Origin of the sequence: Breoghania sp. L-A4 (assembly GCF_003432385.1) — a bacterium.
Classification (GTDB): Bacteria; Pseudomonadota; Alphaproteobacteria; order Rhizobiales; family Stappiaceae; genus Breoghania.
In genome coordinates, this window is the sequence record NZ_CP031841.1 from 4,730,952 (window position 1) to 4,755,801 (window position 24,850).

Below are 24,850 nucleotides of genomic sequence, written 5' to 3' on the forward strand. Positions count from 1 at the left end.
TGATTGTGTTCGGCGCCGCTTGCGACCGGCGCCTTGCGAACAGAAGCTTCAAAAATGCCCAAGGGCCGGAAAATCCGGCCCACCAGGGTCGCTATCGATCCGTTTCCCGGCACGAATGCCGAAACATCGGGCTCGGATCGGTCCCGAAACGGGGTTAGTGGAACTGTTCGCGCGGCGGCCTCTGCGCGATGTCGTCGATGACCGGACGCGGCACCGCCAGCAGATGCTGCCCGATGCTGTCCAGGACCGAACCGAATGTCCGCGCCGCCTCGATAGTCTCCAAAATGCCGGCTTCGCCGACAAGTTCGAACGCCGCCGCCTTGAGCGCGTGCTCGTCGCCATGCTGCACGCCGGCCAGCATGGACACCGCCATGCATTCGTCGCGGCACAGCCTCTTGCAGCCATAGGGGAACAGGCACACGGACCGGTTGCCGGCGCTGCGGATCGCCCGCACCCAGCACGACAGCTCGGAAATCGCCATCCGCGCCTCCTTGGGGCCCAGCGCCTTGGCGTAGAGATTCCACGCCAATTCCCAGCATTGGATGTCGCCGGTGTCATAACCCGCCATCCAGCGGCGGAAGCCTTCGACGACCAGCCGCTCGGGGACACGATCGAGATAGCCGGCGTTGGCGCCGACGGGCAAACGTTCAGCCATGCCGCCCTCCCCGAATCCCGCACCCGATTCCGCCGCCCGCGGCGCAAAAACGCTGCCAGGCTTCGCGCCGTGGCGGCGCGAATCACAAGAATTCGGGATATGCTGGACAGTATAACCAACAACAGCGGCGCGCTCTGGCGCACCAGCGATACTCACGTCAACAGTCATCTCTGACCCCCAATTGACAAGGTTCAAGGCCCCGCCATCAAAGGTGGAATGCCGCGTTCGACTGAACAGCGATCGCTTTCATGAAACGCAAAACGCCCGTGGCTGTCAACAAAAACATGAATATCAAACTCAATTTAGAATGAATAAAAACTAGGAAGTGGAACGTGATCAAAGACAATGATACCGGACACCATCAACAAAGACCGTTATTTTCTTGAGGACGCTTCAAATGAGAAGAATAAAGTGAATTTCGAAGCGGATAGGACCGCAACGAGAGAATAGAATTCATGCAAAGTTGAAAGACTCGAAATATTATCCAACTTGCCAGATACTGCGAAGCCGATAGCATGCGCACCGACATCCAGAATGCGCACCCCAGCCAGATTGCGATCCGAAGAATGCTCAAACAGCTCAAGAAGTTTCTCAAGGACATCACCGTGGGCGGCGACACCGCGCATACATTCGCCGACGACGACCATCGGCTGTGCGCCGCCACCCTGCTGATCCACATCGTCTCCGTCGACGGCATCGTCGACGATTCCGAGCGCACGCGGCTGCGCACCATTCTCAAGGAGCACTACCAGCTCGACGAGAACGAGACCTCGGAACTGATCGATGAAGCGCGCAAGCGCGACAAGGAGGCGGTTGATCTTTACGGCTTCACCAGCGTCCTGAAACGCCGGCTGGACATCGACGAGCGGCGCAAGATCGTCGAGATGATGTGGGAAATCGTCTATGCCGACGGCCAGGTGCACGAATTCGAGGACAACACCGTTTGGCGTGTGACCGAGCTGCTGGGCATCCCCGCGAGCGACCGGCTTGCCCTGCGCCGCCGCGTCGCCAACCGCACCGAGAGCTAGACCACCGGCGCCACTGCCGAAGAACGGGGCGAAAGCGCGCGCGCGGAGCACCTGACCGCAATCCATGCGCAACCACCCGGGGTTGAGATGACCGGCCGAAGCAGTCTATGATTCCGCTCTGCACAAACGCACGCCGGGCATCGCGACCGGCATCACGCCTGGCAACCGGACACCACCGTCGCTCATGACACCGCATCAGTCTCATCCGTCGCCCGCCGCCCGCGATACCGACCGGCAGAAAGTCCTGATTGTCCTGCATCAGGAAACCTCGACGCCCGGCCGCGTCGGACAGGCGCTGGTGCGCCGCGGTTTTGACCTCGACATCCGCCGGCCGCGGTTCGGCGATCGTCTGCCGGACACCATGGCCGGACACGCCGGCGCCGTGGTCTTCGGCGGGCCGCAGAGCGCCAATGACACCGACGCCTACCTCAGGCGCGAGACGGATTGGTTCGACGTGCCGCTGCGCGAGGCCGCGCCGTGCTTGGGGATCTGCCTGGGCGCGCAGATGCTGGCGCGCAATCTGGGCGCCGCCGTCGCCCCGCATCACGGCAACGAGGTGGAGGTCGGCTACTATCCGATCGAGCCCACCGAGGCCGGACGCCGCTTCATGCCATGGCCCGAAAAGGTCTACCAGTGGCACCGCGAGGGCTTTGATCTGCCCTCGGGCGCGGAGTTGCTCGCCAGGGGCGGCACCTATCCCAACCAGGCCTTCCGCGTCGGCCCCGCCGCCTTCGGCATCCAGTTCCACCCAGAACTGACGCTGGCCATGATGTACCGCTGGACCACCAAGGGCGCGCCGCGCATGTCGCTGCCCGGCGCGCAGCAGCGGCGCGATCACTTCGCCGGCCGCTCGATCTTCGACGCGGCGGTGAAAACCTGGCTCAACGATTTTCTCGACCGCTGGATCGGCACGGCGGAGGCCCCGGCCAGCGCCGCGACCATCGCCGCCGAATAGCACCGGCCGGCGTCCCCGGTCCGCGGCCACTCTCCGCAATCACCGTTTCCACCAGGGCAGGAAAGCGGCGCGCCTTCGCTTCGGTGCAGCCGTCCGCCCGCCTCATGCATCGACGCGGCGCATCAGTCCGTGCCGAAACGGAACACAATCCTTTCGCCCCGCCGCATAGGCCTGACGCGCGCGCTGCATCCGGCTTCCAGATCTGGTGCCACATGACAATCACGCACCAGATGCGGTGAGAACAGACAGGAAACATCGTCCCATCCGCGATTCGTGCACCCGCTGTTCCCGGTTTCGTCGGTTCGTTAGCGCGGGCTTGTGAAAACAGCTGAGCGCATTAACTGAATCTTTCACCTTGACAGGAATCCCTAGCATTTGGCCGGCATCGGGAAAACTCCGGTAAGATTCTGACAGGATTCAGCATTTTGTGCGAACCCTGCCCGGTTCAACCAGATTTCGTAGGGAACAAAGACGGAATCATCCGAAGTCGTCGATTCGGTCTTTCTTTGTTCGAGAGTCGTTCTATTTCCGCGTCAAACACCTGCGCCTGGACCTCCTTGAGGCTAATGAAAAGACTGCGGACAAGCCCGCCGCGACTGTGCTAGAAGCGGCGCCAAGATCCAACTTGGCTGCGGCATCCCCCTTGCGACGTCGCGCCGGCGGCATCAGGCCGGCATCCTCAAACCGGCAAGACAGACGTAATTCAAGCCCCATGCTGCGTAATCCATCAATGCCCCTTCCTCCGGCTGCGCGGGCCCGTTCTGTAACCGCGGTTCTGGGGCCGACCAACACCGGCAAGACCCATCTGGCGATCGAGCGCATGCTCGGCCACGAGACCGGGATCATCGGATTGCCGCTGCGCCTTCTGGCGCGCGAGGTCTACGGCCGCGTGGTCGAGCGCGTCGGCGCCGACGCGGTGGCGCTGATCACCGGCGAGGAAAAGATCCTGCCGCGCAACCCGCGCTACTGGGTCTCCACCGTCGAGGCGATGCCGCTGGACATCGAGGTCGACTTCGTCGCCATCGACGAGGTGCAGGTGGCCGGCAACTTCGACCGCGGCCACATTTTCACCGACCGCATCCTCACCCTGCGCGGCACTCACGAGACGCTGCTGCTGGGCGCCGCCACCATGCGGCCGATCCTCGAGCAGTTGCTGCCGGGGCTGAACGTGATCACCCGGCCGCGCATGTCGGTGCTGAGCTACGCCGGCTCCAAGAAGATCACCCGGGTGCCCAACCGCTCCGTGGTCGTCGCCTTTTCCGCCGACGAGGTCTATGCGATTGCCGAGCTGGTGCGCCGCCAGCGCGGCGGCGCCGCCGTGGTGCTGGGCTCGCTGAGCCCGCGCACCCGCAACGCCCAGGTCGAGCTGTTCCAATCCGGCGATGTCGACGTGCTCGTGGCCACCGACGCCATCGGCATGGGCCTCAACCTCGACGTCGACCACGTGGCGTTTGCCGGCGACCGCAAGTTCGACGGCTACCAGTACCGCAGTCTCACCGCGGCCGAGATCGGCCAGATCGCCGGCCGCGCCGGCCGCCACATGCGCGACGGCACCTTCGGCGTCACCAGCCGTGTGGACACCTTCCCCGACCCGTTGGTGGACACGATCGAGAACCACCGCTTCGATCCGCTGAAGATGCTGCAGTGGCGCAACTCGGCGCTGGATTTCTCGACGCTCAAGAGCCTGCGCGCCTCGCTCGACGAGATTCCGCGCGAGCCGGGCCTGACCCGCGCCCGCCGGCCGTCGACCTCCTGGCCCTTGAACGCGCCGCCCGCGACCCCGATATCGTGGACGCGGCGGACACCCGCGAGCGGGTTTCCCTGCTGTGGGACGTGTGCCAGCTGCCCGACTACCGCAAAATTGCCCCTGCCAATCATTACGATCTTATCGCCAGACTTTACGGTTTCCTTACCCGCGACGGGACATTGGAAGACAGTTGGATGGCGGAGCAGGTTGCCTTCGCCGACAGGATGGACGGGGATATCGATACCCTGGCCAACCGAATCGCGCATATACGGACCTGGACCTTCGTGGCCAACCGGCCGAATTGGCTGAAAGATCCTGTGCATTGGCAAAATGTCACGCGGGACATAGAAGATAGACTATCGGACGCCTTGCACGAACGCCTGACGCAGCGTTTCGTGGATCGGCGCACCAGCGTATTGATGAGACGTTTGAGAGAGAACGCAATGCTCGAAGCGGAGGTTACGCCCACAGGCGATGTGCTCGTCGAAGGACAGCATGTCGGTCATCTGCAGGGTTTCAGGTTCGCGCCGGATCCGGCGGCGGACGGCCCGGATGGCAAAGCCCTGCGCGCCGCCGCGACCAAGGCGCTGGCCAGCGAGATCGAAGCCCGCGCCGAACGCATCGGCCGCGCGCCGGACACCGACATCAAACTGGCCTCTGACGGCGCCTTCCGCTGGAACGGCGAGATTGTCGGCCGGCTGACCGCCGGCGAGGACGTGCTGCGTCCCGGCGTGCTGCTGCTGTCGGACGAACAGCTCACCGGGCCGGCGCGCGACGCGGTGCAGGCGCGGCTGGACCTGTGGCTCGCCACCCAGATCGCGACCTTGCTGAAGCCGCTGGTGGACCTGCGCGACAGCCCCGAACTGACCGGCCTGGCCCGTGGCCTGGCGTTCCGCATGGTCGAGGCTCTGGGCATTGTCGAACGCGCGGAGGTCGCCGACGACGTGCGCCAGATCGACCAGAGCATGCGCGCCACGCTGCGCAAGCTCGGCGTGCGCTTCGGCGCCTACCACATCTACGTGCCGGCGCTGCTCAAGCCGGCCCCCAGCCAGCTCATCGCCCAGCTCTGGGCGCTGCGCAACGGATCGCTCGACATGCCGGGCCTTGCGGAAATCCCGCAGTATTCCGCCTCCGGCCGCACCTCGATCCCCACCGATCCCGAATTCGATCCTCTGCTCTACCGCGTGGTGGGCTTCCGGGTCTGCGGCAGCCGCGCGGTGCGCGTCGATATTCTTGAACGGCTGGCCGACATCATCCGCCCGCTGATCCACTGGAAGCGCGCGCCCGCCGTCCAGGGCGAAGCCGCCGCCATGCCCGACGGCGCGATCGAAAGCGGCAACGGCTTCACCGTCAATGTGGCGATGACCTCGCTGCTCGGCTGCTCGGGCGAGGATTTCGCCTCGATCCTGAAATCGCTGGGCTACCGTGTCGAGCGCCGCGAGATCCCCAACCCGGCGCTGACGCCGCAGGCCTCGCCGGAGGCATCCGCCCCGGCGGAAGCAGCGGTTGAGACCCCCGTTGAGAAATCCGCCGATGCCCCGCGGGCGCGGTCGCAGAGGCTCCGGCTGAAGAGATCGCCGAGCCTGCGGCTGAACCGGCGGAAACCGCGGCCGAAGCACCCGCCGGCGAGATGACCGCCGACGAACCGGCCCCTGTCGATGCGACCGAACCCGAACCGGTATCTCAGGCCACCGCCGAGCCCGCCGCGGCGGAACCGGAAACGGCAAAGACCGAGGACGCCGCAGCGGCGGATGTCCCGGCCACGGTCACGCAGGAAGTCTGGCGCCCGGGCCGCACCGATCGCCGTCCGCGCCAGCAGAGCCAGCGCAACCAGCGCCAGGGCGCGCAGGGCGATGCCGAAAGCAAGCCCGGTGAGGGCGAAGGCAAGCCGCGCCAGAACCGCAACCGCGACAACCGCCGCGACCAGAACCGCGCTCCCAACCGGCCTCACGGCAAGGGCGCGCCGGCCAAGTCCGGCGGCAAGCCCAGTGAATCCAGACCCGGCGGATCCAAGCCCGCACCGCGCCCCGCGCCGAAGCCGCGGCCGATCGATCCGGACTCCCCCTTCGCCGCCCTCGCCGCCCTGAAGGCCGACATGGAAAAGGGCAAGAACAAGAACTGAGGAAGACGATCCGCCGTGCAAGCCGACCGTCTGCGCATCGACAAGTGGCTGTGGTTCGCGAGGGTGACGAAATCGCGCACCCTCGCGCAAAAGCTTGCGTCCTCGGGAAAATTGCGGATGAATTCGGAGCGGGTCTCCAGCGCCAGCCATGCGGTGCGCCCCGGGGACGTGCTGACCATCGCGCTGGAGCGCCGCGTTCTGGTGCTGCGCATCGTGGCCCTCGGCAACCGCCGCGGTCCCGCCAGCGAGGCGCAGACGCTTTATGAGGATCTCAGTCCGCCGCCACCGCCGCGCACGATCACGCCCGCTCCCGTGGGGCCCGCGAGCCGGGGTCCGGACGCCCGACGAAGCGCGAAAGGCGGCGCATTCATGCCTTTCTGGAGCCCGATGACGGCTTCGGGGAAAACGAATCCTGACCGGGCGGCGCCACGGGATCCATATACTCTCGCGGCGGCCTTCCGGACCGTATCGCGTTCTTGCGGCCCGCCCGCAAACGGGATACCCAATCGGGGACGATGCGCGCCCGGACGGGGAGCCATCCGCGCGCGGCGCCGACAGGCGCCGGGCGCGCCGGAAGGCAGACCGCGTCAAACCGGTCGCGCTGCGTAAGACAAGAGGATTGCGATGACATACGTCGTCACCGACAACTGCATCAAGTGCAAGTACATGGACTGCGTCGAGGTCTGCCCTGTGGATTGCTTCTACGAGGGCGACAACATGCTGGTGATTCATCCCGACGAATGCATCGATTGCGGGGTCTGCGAACCGGAGTGCCCGGCCGAAGCCATCCTGCCCGACACCGACAACGGGCTCGAGAAGTGGCTGACGGTCAACGCCGAATACGCGGTCAAATGGCCCAACATCACGATCAAGCGCGAGGCTCCGCCCGACGCGAAGGAATTTGACGGCGAGACGGGCAAGTTCGAGAAATACTTTTCCCCCGAGCCCGGCCAGGGCGACTGAGCGGCCTCGCACCGCGCGGGCGCTCTCCGGCTCCCGAAGGCGAACGGAACGGCGAGAATCGGCAACGGCCTCCGCTCAACCATCCGCCGGACTGCGCCGCAACGCGAATTTTTCGGCGGCGCAGCATGGCGCCGCCCGTCTCTTTTAAGACCCGGAATCAGCCGGGCCGGCGCCGGGGCGGACACTGGAACGCGCCCAAAACCTTAGCAGTTCCAAGGATATGGACGGGTCAGCCGGACGCGCGCGCGCGCTGTGAGATGCTGCGGCATTCCGTCACGGAAGGCAGGGGTGATTAACGAATTTCCGACGGATCCTTTGAAAACCGCCGATTCTGTGTTATATTTGAAAATCAAGTGACACCGTATTGGAATTATTCCCACCCGGCGGAGGTAATTGGTCGCTGCCCTCTAAGGTCGCTGTCCTGCTATCGGCAAACCCGTGTCGATATTCCTGTGTCGATGGATCATCATCGATTTTCGAACACCCGGCTCACAGGCATCGACCCTCCGGTGCCTTGTAACAGGTATCGGCTGGCAAGGTCCAGCCACCAGGGTCGAACGCCGGCCACAAGGGTCGATCGGATGTGTACCGAACAGGCATATCGCGAAATCGCTGCAAGACAATAGCAGCCGACTGATAACGACGACAGACACAAACCGCGACCAGACCGGCCGGAGACGCAACAATCGACCATCCTCAGGCGCGCAACCGTCCGACTCCGATCTTCTGCTGCAAGCAGCGTTGCTTCACGCAAGGACCGGCACGGAGATGGATCCGCCTGTCACCATCACAGAAGCGCGCCGCAGCGCGCCTCGTCATCGGCCTCCTGGAGAGGCCGGCAACTGCGCAGGAGTAAGCAAGCGTATGGCCACACCCGCAAAGAAGACCGCGCAGCGTCAGGGTTTCAAGACCGGCGAGCACATTGTCTATCCGGCGCATGGCGTCGGTCAGATCACCGCCATTGAAGATCAGGAAGTCGCCGGCCACAAGCTCGAATTGCTGGTCATCAACTTCGAAAAAGACAAGATGACCCTTCGCGTTCCGGTCGCCAAGATCGTGTCTGTCGGCATGCGCAAGCTCGCCGACGCGGACACGGTCAAGAAGTCGCTGGAGACCGTCCGCGGCCGGCCGCGCGTCAAGCGCACCATGTGGAGCCGCCGGGCGCAGGAATATGAAGCCAAGATCAACTCCGGCGACCTGATTTCCATCGCCGAAGTCGTGCGCGACCTGTACCGCTCCGACACGCAGCCCGAGCAGTCCTACTCCGAGCGCCAGCTCTACGAGGCGGCTCTTGACCGCATGGCGCGCGAGATCCAGGCGCTCAACAAGTCGACCGAGACCGAGGCCATCCGCGAGATCGAGCAGAACCTCGCCAAGGCCCCCAAGCGCGGCGTCGCCAAGGATGCCGAGAGCACCGAGGCCGCCGCCGCTACCGTGGAAACCACGGGCGACAGCGCCGTCTCCCGCGAGGAAGCGGCCTAAGCCAACCGGGCCGGCCCACGCACATGACCGCAAATCAAGGCCCGGCCACCCGCCGGGCCTTTTTTGTGCACGCAAACGCGGGAGCGCCTCACACAGTCTTGAATTGTGCCGCGCGCCCCGCGGGCCTACTGATCAGGGGTGATCGCTTCCCGCAGGTTCGCGCCCGGGACTTCCGAGATCCACTTTGACATCGTCGTTCCGGCGCATCGGACCTGCTTCGCGGCAAGAGCGGAGAGGAAGCCCATGCGGCAGCCGGTCAGTCCCCGGCGCCAGTTCGTCCGCAAGGCGATGCAGGCGCCCTATCTCTCACGCGAGGAAGAGCACGCGCTCGCGCTGCGCTGGCGCGAGAACCGCGACACCGCAGCCCTTGAGCGCCTGACGCTGGCCCACATGCGCCTCGTCATCGCGCTCGCCTCGCGCTTCCGCGGCTTCCGCCTGTCGATGAGCGACATGATCCAGGAGGGCAGCGTCGGGCTGATGGAGGCGGCCGCCCGCTTCGAGCCCGAACGCGGGGTGCGCTTTTCAACCTACGCAAGCTGGTGGATTCGCGCCTCCATCCAGGACTACGTGCTGCGCAACTGGTCGATCGTGCGCGGCGGCACCTCGTCGACCCAGAAGGCGCTGTTCTTCAATCTCCGGCGGCTGCGCGCGCGGCTGTCCACCGGCGCGGAACCGCTCTCCGGACCGCAGCTCTATCGCGAGATCGCGGAAGCCATTGGCGTCAAGCCGGCCGACGTGGAACTGATGAACGCCCGCCTGTCCGGGCCCGACACGTCGCTCAACGCGCCGTTACCCGACTCCGAAGGCTCCGGCGCGGACAGGCAGGATTTTCTTGTCTGCGAGAACTCCCTGCCCGATGAAACCGTCGGCGAGACGATCGACCAGGAGCGCCGCCGCCGCTGGCTGGGCCGGGCCCTGACCGTGCTGAGCGAGAGGGAATTGCGCATCGTGCGCGAACGCCGGCTGAGCGACGACGGCGTGACGCTGGAGACGCTGGGCCGCGCGCTCGGCATCTCCAAGGAACGCGTCCGCCAGATCGAGGCCCGCGCGCTGCAAAAACTCCGCGCCGCCCTGCAACACGACCAGCCGGCATTCCACTAGGACATCGGGATGCCGGCCTTGCGTCCGTCGCCGATCCTTCATTCCCCTAGGACGCCGGAAAGCCCTGGCGTCGCCGGCCCCGCGTCTGTCGCCGATCCTTCGAGACGGCCCTTCGGGCCTCCTCAGGATGACGTTGAACAAGCGGTGAAATCCTAAATATATCAACACGATGACGTCATCCTGAGGAGCCGTCGAAGACGGCGTCTCGAAGGATCGGCCACCCGTTCAGCTACCCATCCGGCCACCCATCCGGCCACCCGTCCGGGCGCCGGTTGAGGAGGGCCCCATCCGTCCCCGCCGGGCGCTCCCGTCTAGTCCACCACCAGCTTCACGGCCATGCCCGGGCGAAGCCGCGTGTTGCTGTCCACGGCATTGAGAACGGTGAACAGCTCCACCCGCCGCGACGGGTCCACGCCGCTCATCCGCCGCGCCAGATCGTGCACGGTCTCGCCCTCGTTCACCGAAACGATGCGGATCGACAGCGGCTGCAGCCGCGCCCGCTCCGTCGGGCTCAACTGGCGGAAACTCGCCAGCGTGCGCTCGAACACGTCGGAGAAGCTTGCCGAGGGCTCGCGGCTGGCGACGATGAAGCGATAGGCCGTCTGGCCCAGCCGCACCACGCCGATGCGGAAGGTCCAGCCTTCCGCGAGCGCGCTGGCGGTGACCGCCGGCAGGCCATTGACGGTGGTGCTGCGGATGCTGCGCTCGATCAGCCCGTTGATCCAGCCCGAACGCAGATAGTCCGCCAGATTGTCGTCCTCGGCCAGCTCCGCGCCGTCAAAGCGCAACGCCGCGCCATTGCCGTTGCTGGCGAGCACCGCCTGCGGCGAGTTTTCCAGAACGAATCCCTTTGGCACGGTGAAACCGATGCCCAGCGCCTTGTGCAGGAAGGACCGGCCGCGAATGAAGCCCTGCAGCGGATCGTCGCCAAACAGCATGCCGGAGAGATGCGGCAGATAGTCGTCGCGATCGCTGGCGACACCGCCCGGCGCGCCGATCTCGCGCGCGGCCTTCACAGCCCGCGCCACCCGGTCGGGCGTCGCGGGATGGGTTGACAGAAAGTCGGGCGCGGTCTGCACGTCGTCGCCCGCGCTGGCGTAGGCGGCGAACCGCCCCATGCTCTCCAGGAAGCGCGATGCCGCGTAAGGATCGTAGCCCGCGCGCGCCAGCGTGCGCACGCCGATGGCGTCCGCCTGCAGCTCCTGCACCTGGGTGAAGCGCGCCAGAGAGAGCTGCGACGACAGCACCGCCTCGCGCGCCGCGTCGGGATCGCGCACCACGTTGGAGACCACGCGGCTGACCAGCGCCGCCGCTTCCTCGCGCTGCTGGCGCGCGTTGGCGTGGCGCGCCGTCACATGCGCCATTTCGTGCGCCAGCACGGCGGCCAGCTCGGAGCTGTCATTGGCCAGCGCCAGCAGCCCGCGCGTGGCGTAGAGATAGCCGCCGGGCAGCGCGAAGGCGTTGACGGTCGGTGAATTCAGGATGGTGATGCGGTATCCCTGCGAGGGATCTTCGGAGGCGGCCACCAGCCGGCCGACGGTGCTGGCGATGACCTCTTCCGCCTGCTTGTTCTTGTAGACGCCGCCGTAGCGCGCGACCACGCGCGGATGCTCGCGCGCGCCGATCGCCGCGTCCGGATCCTGGAAGAAGGCGCCCGAACCGCCGTTGACCAGGGAAACCTTGCTGGACGACGTCAGCTGGCAGCCGGCGAGCGCCGCGAGGCACAGGCCCAATGCCGCCCAGCGCGCAACGCGCCGCGCGCGCGTACGCGCGGCGAACGCGGGCCGTGCCTGATTCAGTCTTGCGTTGATGACCGCCGTTTCACTCACGCCCGTCAACCACCTCGATCTCGCCGGGCCGCCTCACGTCCATGGCCGCGCCGTTCCATTCGCGCAGCCATCCGCGCACCCTGACCAAATGCCCTTTCAGGCCAACCGGATGCCGCCCCGCCGCCGCGAAGCGCTGCACATCGCTTGCACGCACTGTTACCGTGAAATCGGTGCTCCAGTCGCGCCCAAAATTCAAATAATGCGTGGATTTCGTTTCGCCAACCGAGACCACCCGTCCCGCGACGATCCGCCATCCGCCTGCCGCCTTCGCAAGTGCGGGATCGCCCGCTGACAAGACCCGGTTTTCCGGATGCCGCCACAACCCGCGCCCTGCCTCGCGGGCGCTGCTTTCCAGCGCATACAGCGCATCGATGCAGCCGACAGCACCCTCTCCGGGCACCACCAGCGCCTGGCCGCGGGCCACCATCCATCCCGACAGCCACACATCCGCGTGATCGCCATCCGCCCCGTCCGGCGGCAACCGCACATGCGCCGGCATGCGGCCCCAGCGATCGGGCGTTTTTGAGGCGGGAAAGAGCATCAGCGCCCGCCCGGGCCGCAAATCCAGGACCGCGGCGGCGCCGCGCTCATCCGCGCCGAGTTCATTACCCCCCGCCCCGGTCGCCACCGGTGCCCGGCTCGCGGGCGCTCCGGGTCCGATATCGGCCAGGCGTACCGCGCGTCCGTCCGCCAGCCGCAGCACATAGGGATCCTCGAAGCCCGCCAGCCGCGCCGCCTCGCCGTCGCGGCCGCAGACCTCCGGCATGCCAGACGCCGCTATTTCAGACTCCGCCAGTCCGGACGCAGCACGGGTCGCGTCCAACGAGACGAGCGAAAGCGCCAGCGCCACGACGCCAGCGGCCACACGCGGCACCCGGCGCGCATTGAATCTGGACCCGGGTCGGGTCATGAGCCTGATCACAATGAAAGCAACACCTCGCAGACCGCGCGGGTCCAGCCCGCTCACCGTCAACGCCGCATGCACGGCATGGTTCCCCGCGCGACGACCGATATGATCCCGAATAACCGCTCCACTGGTACCGCCGCGCCGCTCGTGCCCGAGGTGGTAGCCGCGTCAATGGGCGATTCCAAGGCAAGCCCATGCGCTCCCTGCGCGATCGGCTGCGCCGAGCGTCGCGGGATGCGCCGTTAAGGGGGTGCGCGGCGCGGGCAAACATGATACATGCGCGAAGAAGCGCAGGTTTCCGGTCCCGCGACGACCAGGCACCGCGCGCGCCACGTCCCGGTCCGCGCTGGACCCGGACCCTTAGGGGCCCCGTAGCTCAGCAGGATAGAGCATCAGATTCCTAATCTGAGGGTCGCGCGTTCGAATCGCGCCGGGGTCACCATTTTTTTCAATTGTGCACGTGAACCGTCTTGGCTTGCGAATGACATGACGCTTTCGATGGGTCTGCGGCTCATGTTGCGATTGTCCAAGTTTGGGCGCTCGGTGTTGTCGTGGATGAGCCATGGCGTCTCGGAAGCGGGTTGCGGGATTTCTACTTGCTCGTGGCCACGAAGACGCCGTCCCAGTTTGCGGGCGGCGGGTTGTCGGCGAAGGCCTTAATCCGGGCCTCGTAAAGTTCGGCGAGCGGCGCGATGCCGGGCTGCCGCGCGGCGCGGGCAAGCGCCGCCATCGCCTCGTCCCACTTCTGCGCCCGATAGGCCGCCAGCGCCGCCTCGAACGCGTCCCTGGCGGAGCGAAATTCCGGGTCCAGCAACAGCGCGCCGTCGCCGGCGAGACAGAACACCCGCTCGGGCTCCAGCTTGCCCTTCACCCGGATGAGATCGATCTCGATCACCGCGAACTGGTCCAGCACCTGCTGCGCCGTGCCGGATCCCAGAATGATCGGCACGCCATAGGTTTTCGACTGACCCTCGAGCCGCGAGGCGAGATTGACCGCGTCGCCCAGCACCGAATAGTCGAAGCGGAATTCCGAGCCCATGTTGCCGACCACGCAGGTGCCGGTGTTGATGCCGATGCCGATGTCGAGCGGCAGGAACGGCGTGCCGGCGGCCTCGGCCTCCGCCTTGCGCTCCACGTTGACGGCCACAAGCCGCGCCATCATGTCCAGCGCCGCCTGACAGGCGTGTTTCGCGTGCTGCGCGTCGTCCAGCGGCGCGTTCCAGAACGCCATCACCGCATCGCCCATGTATTTGTCGATGGTGCCCTTGCGCGCCATGATCGCGTCCGACAGCGGCGTCAGGAACCGGTTCATCAGCGCGGTCAGCCCTTGCGGATCGGACTTGTAGCTCTCGGAGATCGTTGTGAAGCCGCGCACGTCGGAAAACAGTATGGTCATCGTGCGCGTCTCGCCGCCCAGGCTGAGCTGGCTGGGATCACGCGCGATCTGCTCGACATAGGCCGGCGCCAGATACTGGCCGAAGGCACTGCGGATCTGCTGGCGCTGCACCTCCTCGCGCCGGTAGTTGACGAACACCAGCAGCAGATAGACCGCAAACCCCGCCATCAGCGGGTACGCGACGTCGATCAGCACATGCTGCTCGGTGAACATGGCCCAGCTTCCCGCCACCACGCCCGCCGCGGCTCCCATGCCGAGCAGCAGCACCGGAAGCGCGCCCAGGATCGGCGCAAGAACGATGACCAGCAGCGATGTGACGACCGCGATCACCAGTTCCGCGCCCAGCGCATAGTTTGGCCGGATGAGATAACTGCGGCCCAGAATGGTCTCCAGGATCTGCGCATGCACCTCCACGCCAGGCATGGCGGCCTCCAGCGGCGTCGCCTTGAGATCCAGCAGTCCCGTCGCCGAGGTGCCGAGCAGCACCAGGTGGTTGCGGATGCGCGCCGGATCGACGCTGCCGTCAATCACATCGGAGGCCGAGACGTAGCGCGCGGGAAGATGCGGCGTGTAGCGCACCCACATCCGTCCATGACGGTCCGTCGGCACCTCCACGCCGCCGACGATGACGGAGCGCACCCCGGCGTCGTCCGTTTTCACCGCGAACGCGTCCTTGCCGGTGGCGACCCGCAGAAGTTCCACGCTGAGCGCGGGTTGCAGCGCGCCGCCGGCCACCGCCACCAGCGCCACGCGGCGCACGATGTTGTCCGCGTCCGGATTGATGGAGAACAGCCCCTTGCCGCTGGCGGCCTTCTCCAGCACCTCGATGTTGCGCAACACGCCCGGATAGTGGAGCAGGAACGGTTTCGGATCACGGCCCAGCAGCGCCACCGGCGTCTGCGCCTGGCGCGCGCGCCCGTCGTCGGGCTGCGCCACAGCCGCCGCCTGGCCCAGCACGATCCGCATCGTGCGCATGGCCGCAGCCATCGCCTCATCGGTGTTCCCGAGGCCGGACAGCTCGCGCACCGCCTCGGGACTCAGTCCCTCCAGAGACCGGGCAATGCGATCCGGCGACAGCCGGTCAATTTCCGGGAACACCACGTCGAAGCCCATGGCGACGCCACCGTTGTCGCGGACGTTCTCCAGAAGCGCCGCAACCATCGTGCGCGGCCACGGCCATTGGCCCAGGCGACGCAAGCTCTTCTCGTCGATGTCGATGATGACCACGGGCAGCGCCGCGGGCTCACGCGGCTTGAACACCTGATAAAGATCGAAAGTCTTGAGGCGGACCGTCTGAAGAACCGGCGGATCCCACACCCGGAAGGCGACAAGAACCATCAGGCAGAGCAGCGCGGCCGCCCTGCCGCCCCCGATGCGCCGGGCCCAGCGGCCCAGCCGCGAAACGCCGCGCCGCCTCGCCCCCTGCGGTCCCCTGGCCACCGGGGTGTTCACCTGCGTGCCTCCGGAACCGTTCTCCTCCAGCGAGCTCAATCCCGGCGCCCCGTCAGCCGGAGCCACCGCTCCCCGGGCTCCCGCTTCGGTCTCGCGAGAAGCCGTCCGGAACACCGCATCAGGCGCTCACCGGCTGATGATCGGGGCATCGTTGAAGACCATGTCGAGCACCGCGCTTGCCGGTACATTGCAGGCCATGAAACCCGACGTATCATGTCCGACAGTCTGCGCACCGTCATCGGAACCATCCGGGGCGCCCACCTGCGTTCCGAAATTGGCGTCCAGCAGCGCCTGCAGGTCAGGTCCGCGCTCTTCAAGCTGGAACATGCCGGTCAGGCCGGACGTTTCAGCCTCGGCCATCTCCGAGCCAGGCATTTCCAGCCCGAACGTGGTGTTCCCGGGCTCCAGCGCGGGATCGAGCGAGAACGCGGGCGTTTGCGCGATCGGATCGAACAATGAATCGAAAGCCGGCCCGCTTGCCAGCAGGGCCTCGGCGTGCCCGCCATCCGGCTCGCCGACGCCATTGGCCACCAGCGACGCGCCACCCCCTGTCCCGCTGCCGTTCAGCGTGATCGTCACCACTTCGGACGTCGTCCCGCCGTTGCCGTCGTCTAGGGTCAGCGTGTAGCTCTGGGTGAGCGTTTCGCCATCGTCAAGAAAGTCGAGCGCGCCGTCGGAAACCGAGAAGCTCCACTGCACCACAGGGTCGCCGGAACCTTCCGTGTCGACGGTGGCGCTGAACGCACCGAGATATCCAGTGGCGTTCAGCGGAGCGACCGACACCGTATGGGTGTCACTGGCATCAAGATCGGTAAAGCCGATCACTCCGTTGACGGAATGGGTGAATTCCTCTGCCACCGGCGTGTCATCCTCGAGCTCGGTGATCACCGCCGACAGGCTGCCGCTGCGGATATTGTCGATATCCAGCGTGCTGCCGACCAGGCCATCGCGGACGTCGAGCGCGGCGAAGCCAACCTTGAAGGTGCCGCTTTCCGTGGCCGTGAAGGAAAACGTCTGCCATCCGGTCGTGCTGGTATCGCCGCTGACGTTGCCAAGAAAGGTGACGCCGCTCAATTTCATGGCGAGATCGCCGAAAATGACGGCGCCGAAATCGTCATAATCCGTCCCGCCGGTGATGTAATCGTTGGTCGAGAACCGCCAGTCGAACGACACGGTGTCGCCGGCCTCGACCGTGATCATCTTGACCATGGCCGCACCTGAAACGGCGTCTCCCTCAACCATGCCATCGAACGTCCCGGGGTCGAGACCAAACGCGTCCTCGATCGCAGTATCCGTCGCATTGCCGGCCATCGACGTGGTCAGCCGGGCGAACTGCCCGCCTTCCGTCGCATCGCCCGTCACGATCGAACCGCTGATCACCGTATCCCAGGCGCCCAAACCGCTCTCGAATCCTTCCTCGACAACCGCCGCTTTGAATTCGGGAACATGGTTGCCCTCACCCGTGATGGTGATGGTCACCGTGGCCACGTTCGAGACAAGTGCTGTGCTGTCGATCACCGAATAATCGAACATCACCTGGGCGGTTTCACCCGCGTTCAGATAGTCGAAGGCACCGTTGGTGCTGAACGTGAAGGTGCCGTCGCCGTTGTCGACCAGTGTGCCCCCGTCCGGAAGCGTCAGGGAGTTCAACGTCAGGGTGTCGCCGATATCCGGATCAGCGCCGAGGAACGGGGCCGTCACCACGCCGCCCTCGCTCACCGTGAGTGCGATGTCGAGCGCTTCCGGCGCGTCGGGCTGCGGCGTGATGGAGATCGGCAAGGTGGTCGTGGCCGAGTTCGTGCCGTTGGACACGGTAATCGTCAGCCCGCCGCTCTCCGCGTCCTGCGTCGGCGTGTAGATCAGCCCGTTCAGCGCCGCGTTGACCGCCGCCTGAGAGCCGAAGAACGTCATCGTCTCGTCGCCGGTGCCGTCGCCCTTATAGAAGGTCAGGCCATTGATCTGCGCCAGCGTCACCGTCGACATGGCGGTGATCGTCACCGAAAGCGGCCCGCTGTTGGCATTGTTGATGGACAGTCCGGTAACGGTGATCTGCTGATCCTCGTTCGTCGTGATCGTGAACTGCGGCAGATTGATCATCACCTTCGCGAAGTCCACGTCCATCGTCGGGGACGGCCCCAGCATTGGTGGACCGCCCTGCGGACCCGGTCCGTCGCCGCCGTTGAGCAGATCCAGGCCGTTGGACGGAGGCCCCAGCGGATCGAGCAGCGAGCCTTGATCGCCCAGCGGCGGCGGCGTGCCGTCGTTTGGTCCCGGCGGCGGACCGTCGCCCTGCCCGTCCTGCGGTCCGCTGTCCGGGCCGTTGTCGGGCCCGTTGTTGTTCTGGTCCTGGTTGTCCTGCCCGCCCTGGCGCGACTGCCGGTAGGCCTCGAAGGCGCGCTCGGTCTCGACCCGTTCCTGATCCAGTTCCGACTGGGTCTTGGTTTCCTGAAGCGGCGTGGCGCCCACGGAGAGGATGCGTAGCACGAGATCGGTCGTCGAGACACTGCCCAGAAGCGCGCCGCTGGCGCGGTCGAAGAGCTGATAGGAACCGACGCTGCCATCGGGATCCGGCGACAGCGAAAACCGTGTCGAGCCATCAACCGCCGCGATCTGCACCACCGGCGTCGTGCCGCGAATGCCCATGGTGGCGACAGGGGTCTCGACCCGCATGTCGCCGGTGGGCGCCACCTGGCCCGTGACGAACACGAAGGTGCCCTGCACCAGGTTCATCACCATGGAATTGTCCGAACCGCCGGGCGCATAGACCAGCTCGTCGAGCACCATGCGCGCATCGGCCGACAGCGAGAACACCGTATCGTCGACGAAGGTCAGTGACAGGGCGGAATCGCCGCCCGTCGAAACCACGTCGCCCTGATACACCGGCGTGCCCGGCGACAGCTGGTCGACCACGCCGTTGACGTGCTGCACGGATGCGGTGCCGTTCACCGTCTCCACCGCGCCGATCCGCTCGCCCAGCGCCTGTCCGGTCTGGCCGAGCTGCGCGTATTGCGCGGGCGCCAGCGGCCCGGCCAGCGCCGAGACCACGTCGCCGCTCAGCATCGCGCCCTGGGGCGAATAGAGATCCGCGGGATGCGCGGCCGCGAAATAATTGGGGATCAGCAGCGGCGGTCCGTCACCATGCGCGATCAGCAGGTCCGGCCCGGAATGCGAAAAGTCGCCGCGAAACAGCGCCGCCGCGTCGGGAACCACGATGCGGCCGTCCGCTGACGGCGGACCTCCAACGAGGTCAAACCCGCCGCCATCGGAACGCGCGCCTTCTCCACCGATCCGGCCGCCGCCGGGGAACCCTCCCGAGGTCGGAAGCGCGCCGCCGCCCTGTGTCACGTCACCAATCATGATCCCGCACCAAAATGCTGCAAATTCGGTATGCCCTGTCCGCCGCCGTCCATCCGCGGGACGCTCTCCGGGCGGACATCAGCCGGCCCACGGCCGGCATCCGGATTCCGGCATCCGTCAAATAATCGATTTGTCGCACAAAACGGATGATAAGTTACCCATTTTTTACCAAGATGTCTCGCCCGCAAGATAGTCAAATCGAATTATCGTTACCTGGCGAGGCGGAGAACCAGGCCCGTTCGCCGTTTCCCGGCACCTCATGCTAGATGCCCGCCAAGACCGCCTGCGATGACTTTGCGCACACACAGGCGCGGATTAATGCGGGTTGTCGCCGAATTTTCCATTTCCGGATGTTCCTGTACGGCGGCGGTTCGGATAAGGTGCGATATTGAATTGTTTTATTGAACGATTGCATGGTCGGGCTGTGACTGGGGACGAATGATGGATTTCATGCCAGCGCCTTTTCGCGCGGCGGCGGCGACCGCCGCGACTCATCCGCGGCCGGCGCGGGTCGCGATCCTGCTCGTCATCCCGATCGTCGGCGCCGTTTTCGCGTCCCCCTTGCCCGCCTTCGCCGCCGGAATGACGCTGCAGGCCGCCGTGGAGCGCGCGGTCACCACCAACCCGCGCATTCTGGAAGCCGCCGCCAACCGCCGCGCGGTGGATCACGAGCTCGGCGAGGCCTACGGGCTGTATCTGCCCACTCTCGACATCGAGGCCGGCATCGGCCCGCAGTTCGTCGACAATCCCAATTCGCTCAGCACCGCCAACAACCGCGACTGGCGCCTGAACCGCGACGTCAGCCTTGTCGCGCGGCAGACGCTGTTCGACGGCTTTTCGCGCGCCAACGAGGTCTACCGCCAGGCCGCGCGCATCGACAGCGCCGCGGCAAGGGTCATCGAGCGTTCCGAACTCGTGGCGCTGGAAGCCGTGGAGACCTTTCTCGACGTGCTGCGCCACCGCCGCATCCTGGCCGCCGCCGACGGCAACATCCGCAGGCACAACGGGCTCTTGTCGCGCGTGCGCACCCGGGTGGAGGGCGGCTCGTCGACGGAGGGCGAGTTGCGCCAGGCCGAGGAGCGTCTGGCCGCGACCCAGGCCGTGCGCGCCGACATTCTCAAGGCGCTGGGCACTGCGGAAGCGCGCTTTGAGAACGTCATCGGCATGCCGCCCGGCGGCCTGCGCGGCCCCGGCATGCCGCGCGGCATGCCCGCGACCCAGGCCGCGGCGATCCTGACCGCGCGTGCGAGCCACCCCGCGCTCAACGCCGGCGGCGCCGACGTCGACGCGGCCATGGCGGACCGCGACAAGGCCGGCGCGGCGTTCCTGCCCACGGTGGGCCTGGAAGGCCGGGCGACGTTTGGCGAGGATCTCGACGGAACGCCGGGACGCAACAACGATCTGTCGGTGCGGCTCACCATGTCGTGGAACATCTTCAACGGCGGCATCGACCGGCACCGGCAGCTGCGCCAGAACGAGAAGCTGACCGAATCCCAGATGCGGCTGGACCAGCTCCGCCGCAGCGTCGACGAGACGGTGCGCCGCGCCTGGTCGGACATCCGCACCAACGATCTGCGCCAGGCCGCGCTCATGCGTCAGTCGCGCGCCGCCAACGCGGTGATCGCCACCTACGACCGGGAATTCGACGCCGGTCTGCGCGACCTGCTCGATTTGCTCGACGCCCAGAATTCAAACTTCAACGTCCAGGTGCAGCTGATCAGCGCCCAGACCATCGCCGTCTTCTCCCGCTACCGGCTGTTCGCCGCCACCGGCCACCTGCTCTCCAGCTTCAATGTCGCGCCGCCCGCGGAGGGTACTCCGGGACCGAGGGAGACGCCGTGGTTCGTGGGATCGAGGCCGCTGATCGAACCCTTGCGCAAATGGTGAGGCACGGGACCGGTGAATGATCGCTTCGCCGACCCGGCGGAAGCCGCGCCCGCCGCATCTCTCCCCTCATCCGGCACCGCCAACGGCCTGCTCGAGGCACTCGTCCACGTGGCGCGCGCCCATGGCCGGCCGGCGAGCGGCCGCGACGTGCTGCGCGGGCTTCCCGCCGATCCGCAAGGCCTGCCGCTCACCGCGCTCGAGGAGGCAGCCGGCAAGCTCGGCCTGACGATGCAGCTCCGCTCCATGCCGGTGAGCCGGATTCCGCCGGTGACCCTGCCGGTGATCGTGCACGGCCTGAGTTGCGCGGCAGGGCGCGCCGCGGTTCTCACCCGGCTCGACGCGCGCGCGGGCACCGCCGAGATCATCGTGCCATCCATCGACGAGACGGCGCGCACCATCGACATCCCGGCGCTGTCGGACGCATCCGGGACACCCGAGAACCCGGTTGTCTTTCTCACCCCCGGCCAGAGCGGAACCGCCTCCGGCACGCCGGAAGACAGGGGGTCCGGCCACTGGTTCTGGTCCGCGGTGCGCCGGTTGTGGCCCAATTACATGCAGGTTGTCGTCGCCGCCCTGATCGGCAATCTGCTCGGCCTCGCAAGCCCGCTGTTCATCATGAACGTCTACGACCGGGTGATCCCCAACCTGGCGATCCCCACCCTGTGGGCGCTGACCGCCGGCGTCGCCATCGCCTTCGGCTTCGATTTCCTGCTCAAGCTCCTGCGCATGCGCATCGTCGAGGAAACCGGCCGCCGGGTCGACATGGCGGTGGCGGGGCGCATTTTCGATCATCTGATGACCATGAAGCTGGCGGGGCGGCCCGACACCACCGGCGCCACCGCCAACCAGGTGCGCGATTTCGACACGGTGCGCGACGCGCTCACCTCCTCCTCGGTGATCGCGCTGACCGATCTGATGTTCATCGGCATCTTCCTGTGGGTGATGTGGCTGCTGGTGGGTCCGCTGGTGGCCGTGCCCGGCGGGGCCGTGCCGCTGGTCATCATCGTCACCGGTCTCATCCAGATCCCGCTTGCCCGCGCCCTGCGCACCAGCCAGGGCGACGTGGCCCGCCGCCAGTCGCTGCTTGTCGAGACGCTGTCGGCGCTGGAGACCGTCAAGGCGGTGGGCGGCGAAAGCTGGCTGCGCCGCGCCTGGGACCGGGCCGTCGCCGCCGCCAGCCGCTCCACAGCGCGCGCGCGCGGCTGGGCCAATCTCGCCACCTCCTTCACCGGCCTGGTGCAGCAATCGGTCTCCATCGTCATCGTCGTCTGGGGCGTGTTTCTCGTGCTCGAGGGCGAGATCAGCGTCGGCGCGCTGATCGCCGCCAACATCCTCGCCGGCCGCGTCCTCGCCCCGCTCGCCAACATCGCCCAGACGCTGGCGCGGCTGCATCAGGCGCGCGCGGCGCTTCAGGGACTTGAGCAGATCATGGGCGCGGACGCGGAACGCCGCGCTCCGGCAAGCGACATCGCGCCCTCTCCGGGCGCCGACGCCCTGCGCTTCGAGACCGTGTCCTTCACCTATCCCCGGGCCGCGGGGCCCGCCTTGAGCGGCATCAGCTTTACCGTGCGCCCCGGCGAGCGCATCGGCATCATCGGCCCCGTGGGTTCGGGCAAGAGCACGCTGAGCCGGCTGATCGCCGGTCTGTATGAACCCGGTGAAGGCGCCTATCTGCTCAACGGCGTCGACGCGCGGCAATACTCCACCGCGGCGCTTCGCGGCGAAATCGGCCTGTGCCTGCAGGACGCGGAGCTGTTCACCGGGACCTTGCGCGACAACATCATCATCGGCAATCCGTTTGCCTCCGACACGGCGATCGAGCGCGCGGTGCGGCTGTCCGGGGTCGCGCGCTTCTCCGCCCAGCATCCGCTTGGGCTGGCCATGGCGATCGAGGAAGGCGGCCGCAGCCTGTCCGGCGGCCAGCGCCAGGCGGTCTCCATCGCCCGCTGCCTGATCCGCGATCCAAAAATCCTGTTTCTCGACGAGCCGTCGGCCGGCATGGATGTTTCCACCGAACAGCGGCTGGTCGCCAGCTTGCGCGAGATCGCCCAGGCCGGCATCGCGCTGATGATCGCCACCCATCGCGACGGCCCGCTCGACGTGGTCGACAGGCTGCTGGTGTTCGACCGCGGCCGGCTGGTCATGGACGGCCCCAAGGCGCAGGTGATCGAACGGTTGCGCACGGGAGCCGCGCCATGAGCCGCCTGGACGAGACATTCGCCAACGACGTGCGCGCCGCGCTGGAGAGCCGGCGCACGGCCGGCGTCTGGCCGCTGCTCGCGGTCCTGCTTCTGCTGCTTGGCCTGGCCGGCGCCTGGGCGCATTTCGCGCTGATCGAGGAAGTCACCACCGGCGATGGCCGTGTGATCCCCTCCAGTCAGATCCAGGTGGTGCAGCCGCTCGAGGGCGGACTGGTCGCGGAAATCAACGTGCACGAGGGCGACATCGTCGAAGCCGGCCAGCCGCTGGTGCGCATCGACGACACGGGGTTCGCCTCCACGCTCGGCGAGTTGCGGACCCGGCGCGCAGCCCTTGAGGCCCGCGCCCGGCGGCTTGAGGCCGAAGCCTACGACCTGCCGCTCGATCTCCCGGCCGGGAACTTGAGCCCCGAGCTGATCGCCGGCGAAACCGCGCTCTTTGAGGCGCGCCGCGCCGCGCTGGAGCAGGAACTGGCGGTCAACGACCAGAAGCTGGCCCAGCGGCGGCTTGAAAAGATCGAGATGGAAACCCGGCTGGAGCAGACCACCACCACCGTGGAGCTCCTCAACAAGGAACTGGACAAGGCGCGCGACCTGCAGAGCAAGGGGGCGTTCGCGGAGCTCGAACTGTTGCGGCTCGAGCGCCAGGCCCAGACGGAAAAGATGGAGCTCGCGGTTCTCGAAGCCTCGATCCCGCGCACCTCCGCCGCCATCGCCGAAGCGATGGCGCTGCGCGCCAGCGCCATCGCGGGCTTTCGAGCCAAGGGGCATGAGGAACTGAGCCAGACGCGCGGCGATCTGTCGGTCATCGAGGAGACCATCCGCGCCGCCGAGGACAAGGTCCGCCGCACCATCCTGCGCGCGCCCTTGCGCGGCATCATCAACAAGCTGTCGGTGACCACCATCGGCGCGGTGGTGCGGCCGGGCGAGGCGATCGCCGAGATCGTGCCGCTGGACGACAAGCTGCTGATCGAGGCGCGCGTGCGCCCGCAGGACGTGGCCTTCCTGCATCCCGGCCAGGACGCCAGCGTCAAGGTCACCGCCTACGACTACACCGTCTACGGCGATCTGCCGGGCAAGGTCGAACGCATCAGTCCCGACACGATCACCGACGAGGACGGCAACACGTTCTACCGGGTCATCGTGCGCACCGACAAGACCTACCTGGGGACGGAAAGCGAACCGCTGCCGATCATCCCGGGCATGGTGGTCTCCACCGCCATCCTCACGGGCCGGAAATCCGTGCTCGACTACCTGCTGAAACCGATCATCAAGGCCCGCTCCGAGGCCCTGCGCGAGCGGTAGAATCTGCGGAACGCTTGAGTTCGGGGCCCGGCTGAACAAGCCGCCCGATCCTTCGAGACGGCGCTGGCGCGCCTCCTCAGGATGAGGTCATCGTGTTGATATTTTTGTGAAATCACCACAGGCTCAACGTCATCCTGAGGAGGCCCGAAGGGCCGTCTCGAAGGATTGGCCACTCCACCGATGTCGTCCTCGGCGCACCATTCTCCGTGTCATGCCCGCGACGGCGGGCGTCCAGGTGCCACAGGCCTCACGGCTTGGGCGCGAAGGCCGTCCACACGGTGTACTGGATCCGCGGACAGGCCTGCGGCCTTGCGAGGATGACACCGTGGGAACCGATGGATGCTCGGCCTTTCTGTAAAGCCCGAGCATGACGAAAAGCGTTGTTCTTACGCGATAAATCCACCAACCTCGTCATCCTCGGCCTTGTGCCGAGGACCCATTCTTGGCCCAGTTCGCGGTCTGCGGG

The 24,850-nt window shown here is 66.7% G+C and carries 13 protein-coding genes, 1 tRNA gene and 2 pseudogenes; 11 read left to right on the forward strand and 5 right to left on the reverse strand.

The window, feature by feature from the left end; all coding sequences use genetic code 11:
- Positions 1-154: 154 nt before the first annotated feature.
- Positions 155-655: a hypothetical protein gene (locus tag D1F64_RS21630; protein ID WP_117414112.1), complete on the reverse strand. Its 501-nt coding sequence runs from the start codon at positions 653-655 to the stop codon at positions 155-157.
- 515 nt (positions 656-1,170) lie between these two features.
- On the opposite strand from D1F64_RS21630, the gene D1F64_RS21635 reads away from it, so the two are divergent.
- The 7 genes and pseudogenes from D1F64_RS21635 (at position 1,171) to D1F64_RS21665 (ending at position 10,053) form a co-directional block, all read left to right on the forward strand.
- Positions 1,171-1,683, forward strand: a complete 513-nt coding sequence (locus D1F64_RS21635; protein ID WP_248304544.1) for a TerB family tellurite resistance protein — start codon at positions 1,171-1,173, stop codon at positions 1,681-1,683.
- A gap of 184 nt (positions 1,684-1,867) precedes the next feature.
- On the forward strand, positions 1,868-2,638 hold the full coding sequence (locus D1F64_RS21640) for a glutamine amidotransferase (RefSeq protein WP_117414114.1): 771 nt from the start codon (positions 1,868-1,870) through the stop codon (positions 2,636-2,638).
- Positions 2,639-3,368: 730 nt separating this feature from the next.
- A pseudogene (locus D1F64_RS21645) lies at positions 3,369-6,507 on the forward strand (DEAD/DEAH box helicase).
- Between the two features lie 15 nt (positions 6,508-6,522).
- Positions 6,523-6,923: pseudogene (locus D1F64_RS21650) on the forward strand (RNA-binding S4 domain-containing protein).
- Positions 6,924-7,131: 208 nt separating this feature from the next.
- On the forward strand, positions 7,132-7,470 hold the full coding sequence (gene fdxA, locus D1F64_RS21655; protein ID WP_117414115.1) for a ferredoxin FdxA: 339 nt from the start codon (positions 7,132-7,134) through the stop codon (positions 7,468-7,470).
- An 864-nt stretch (positions 7,471-8,334) separates the two neighbouring features.
- Entirely contained in the window at positions 8,335-8,952 is a 618-nt protein-coding gene (locus D1F64_RS21660; RefSeq protein WP_117414116.1) for a CarD family transcriptional regulator, read from the forward strand.
- 243 nt (positions 8,953-9,195) lie between these two features.
- Positions 9,196-10,053 carry an RNA polymerase factor sigma-32 gene (locus tag D1F64_RS21665; protein ID WP_117414117.1) on the forward strand — a complete coding sequence of 286 codons (858 nt, stop codon included), beginning with the start codon at positions 9,196-9,198 and terminating at the stop codon, positions 10,051-10,053.
- Between the two features lie 311 nt (positions 10,054-10,364).
- On the opposite strand, the gene D1F64_RS21670 is transcribed toward D1F64_RS21665, so the two are convergent.
- Both D1F64_RS21670 and D1F64_RS21675 read right to left on the reverse strand, forming a co-directional pair.
- Positions 10,365-11,882: a M48 family metalloprotease gene (locus D1F64_RS21670; RefSeq protein ID WP_205470575.1), complete on the reverse strand. Its 1,518-nt coding sequence runs from the start codon at positions 11,880-11,882 to the stop codon at positions 10,365-10,367.
- Positions 11,875-12,747, reverse strand: coding sequence for a hypothetical protein (locus D1F64_RS21675; RefSeq protein WP_117414118.1), 873 nt, complete (start codon positions 12,745-12,747; stop codon positions 11,875-11,877). The genes D1F64_RS21670 and D1F64_RS21675 overlap by 8 nt, the downstream gene beginning before the upstream one ends.
- 407 nt (positions 12,748-13,154) lie before the next feature.
- On the opposite strand from D1F64_RS21675, the gene D1F64_RS21680 reads away from it, so the two are divergent.
- Positions 13,155-13,231: transfer RNA gene (locus D1F64_RS21680), tRNA-Arg, on the forward strand.
- Positions 13,232-13,381: 150 nt separating this feature from the next.
- Here the strand turns inward: D1F64_RS21680 and D1F64_RS21685 are convergent.
- The gene (locus D1F64_RS21685) at positions 13,382-15,637 is read right to left on the reverse strand and encodes an adenylate/guanylate cyclase domain-containing protein (protein ID WP_248304545.1); all 2,256 of its coding nucleotides are present in this window, start codon (positions 15,635-15,637) and stop codon (positions 13,382-13,384) included.
- 126 nt (positions 15,638-15,763) lie between these two features.
- Positions 15,764-18,994, reverse strand: a complete 3,231-nt coding sequence (locus D1F64_RS21690; protein ID WP_162901703.1) for a VCBS domain-containing protein — start codon at positions 18,992-18,994, stop codon at positions 15,764-15,766.
- A gap of 450 nt (positions 18,995-19,444) precedes the next feature.
- On the opposite strand from D1F64_RS21690, the gene D1F64_RS21695 reads away from it, so the two are divergent.
- Genes D1F64_RS21695 through D1F64_RS21705 form a run of 3 tightly spaced genes read left to right on the forward strand, consistent with a single transcriptional unit; the run spans position 19,445 to position 24,384 of the window.
- A complete protein-coding gene (locus D1F64_RS21695; RefSeq protein ID WP_162901704.1) occupies positions 19,445-20,881 on the forward strand; it encodes a TolC family outer membrane protein in 1,437 nt (478 codons plus the stop codon).
- 12 nt (positions 20,882-20,893) lie between these two features.
- Positions 20,894-23,080, forward strand: coding sequence for a type I secretion system permease/ATPase (locus tag D1F64_RS21700; RefSeq protein ID WP_117414121.1), 2,187 nt, complete (start codon positions 20,894-20,896; stop codon positions 23,078-23,080).
- Positions 23,077-24,384 carry an HlyD family type I secretion periplasmic adaptor subunit gene (locus D1F64_RS21705; RefSeq protein WP_117414122.1) on the forward strand — a complete coding sequence of 436 codons (1,308 nt, stop codon included), beginning with the start codon at positions 23,077-23,079 and terminating at the stop codon, positions 24,382-24,384. The genes D1F64_RS21700 and D1F64_RS21705 overlap by 4 nt, the downstream gene beginning before the upstream one ends.
- The last annotated feature ends 466 nt before the right edge of the window (positions 24,385-24,850 follow it).

Coding starts and splice junctions, on each gene's coding strand:
- D1F64_RS21705 (WP_117414122.1), top strand. CDS start 23,077: ATGAGCCGCCTGGACGAGACATTCGCCAACGACGTGCGCGCCGCGCTG.
- D1F64_RS21640 (WP_117414114.1), top strand. CDS start 1,868: ATGACACCGCATCAGTCTCATCCGTCGCCCGCCGCCCGCGATACCGAC.
- D1F64_RS21660 (WP_117414116.1), top strand. CDS start 8,335: ATGGCCACACCCGCAAAGAAGACCGCGCAGCGTCAGGGTTTCAAGACC.
- D1F64_RS21630 (WP_117414112.1), bottom strand. CDS start 655: ATGGCTGAACGTTTGCCCGTCGGCGCCAACGCCGGCTATCTCGATCGT.
- fdxA (WP_117414115.1), top strand. CDS start 7,132: ATGACATACGTCGTCACCGACAACTGCATCAAGTGCAAGTACATGGAC.
- D1F64_RS21665 (WP_117414117.1), top strand. CDS start 9,196: ATGCGGCAGCCGGTCAGTCCCCGGCGCCAGTTCGTCCGCAAGGCGATG.
- D1F64_RS21635 (WP_248304544.1), top strand. CDS start 1,171: ATGCGCACCGACATCCAGAATGCGCACCCCAGCCAGATTGCGATCCGA.
- D1F64_RS21690 (WP_162901703.1), bottom strand. CDS start 18,994: ATGATTGGTGACGTGACACAGGGCGGCGGCGCGCTTCCGACCTCGGGA.
- D1F64_RS21695 (WP_162901704.1), top strand. CDS start 19,445: ATGCCAGCGCCTTTTCGCGCGGCGGCGGCGACCGCCGCGACTCATCCG.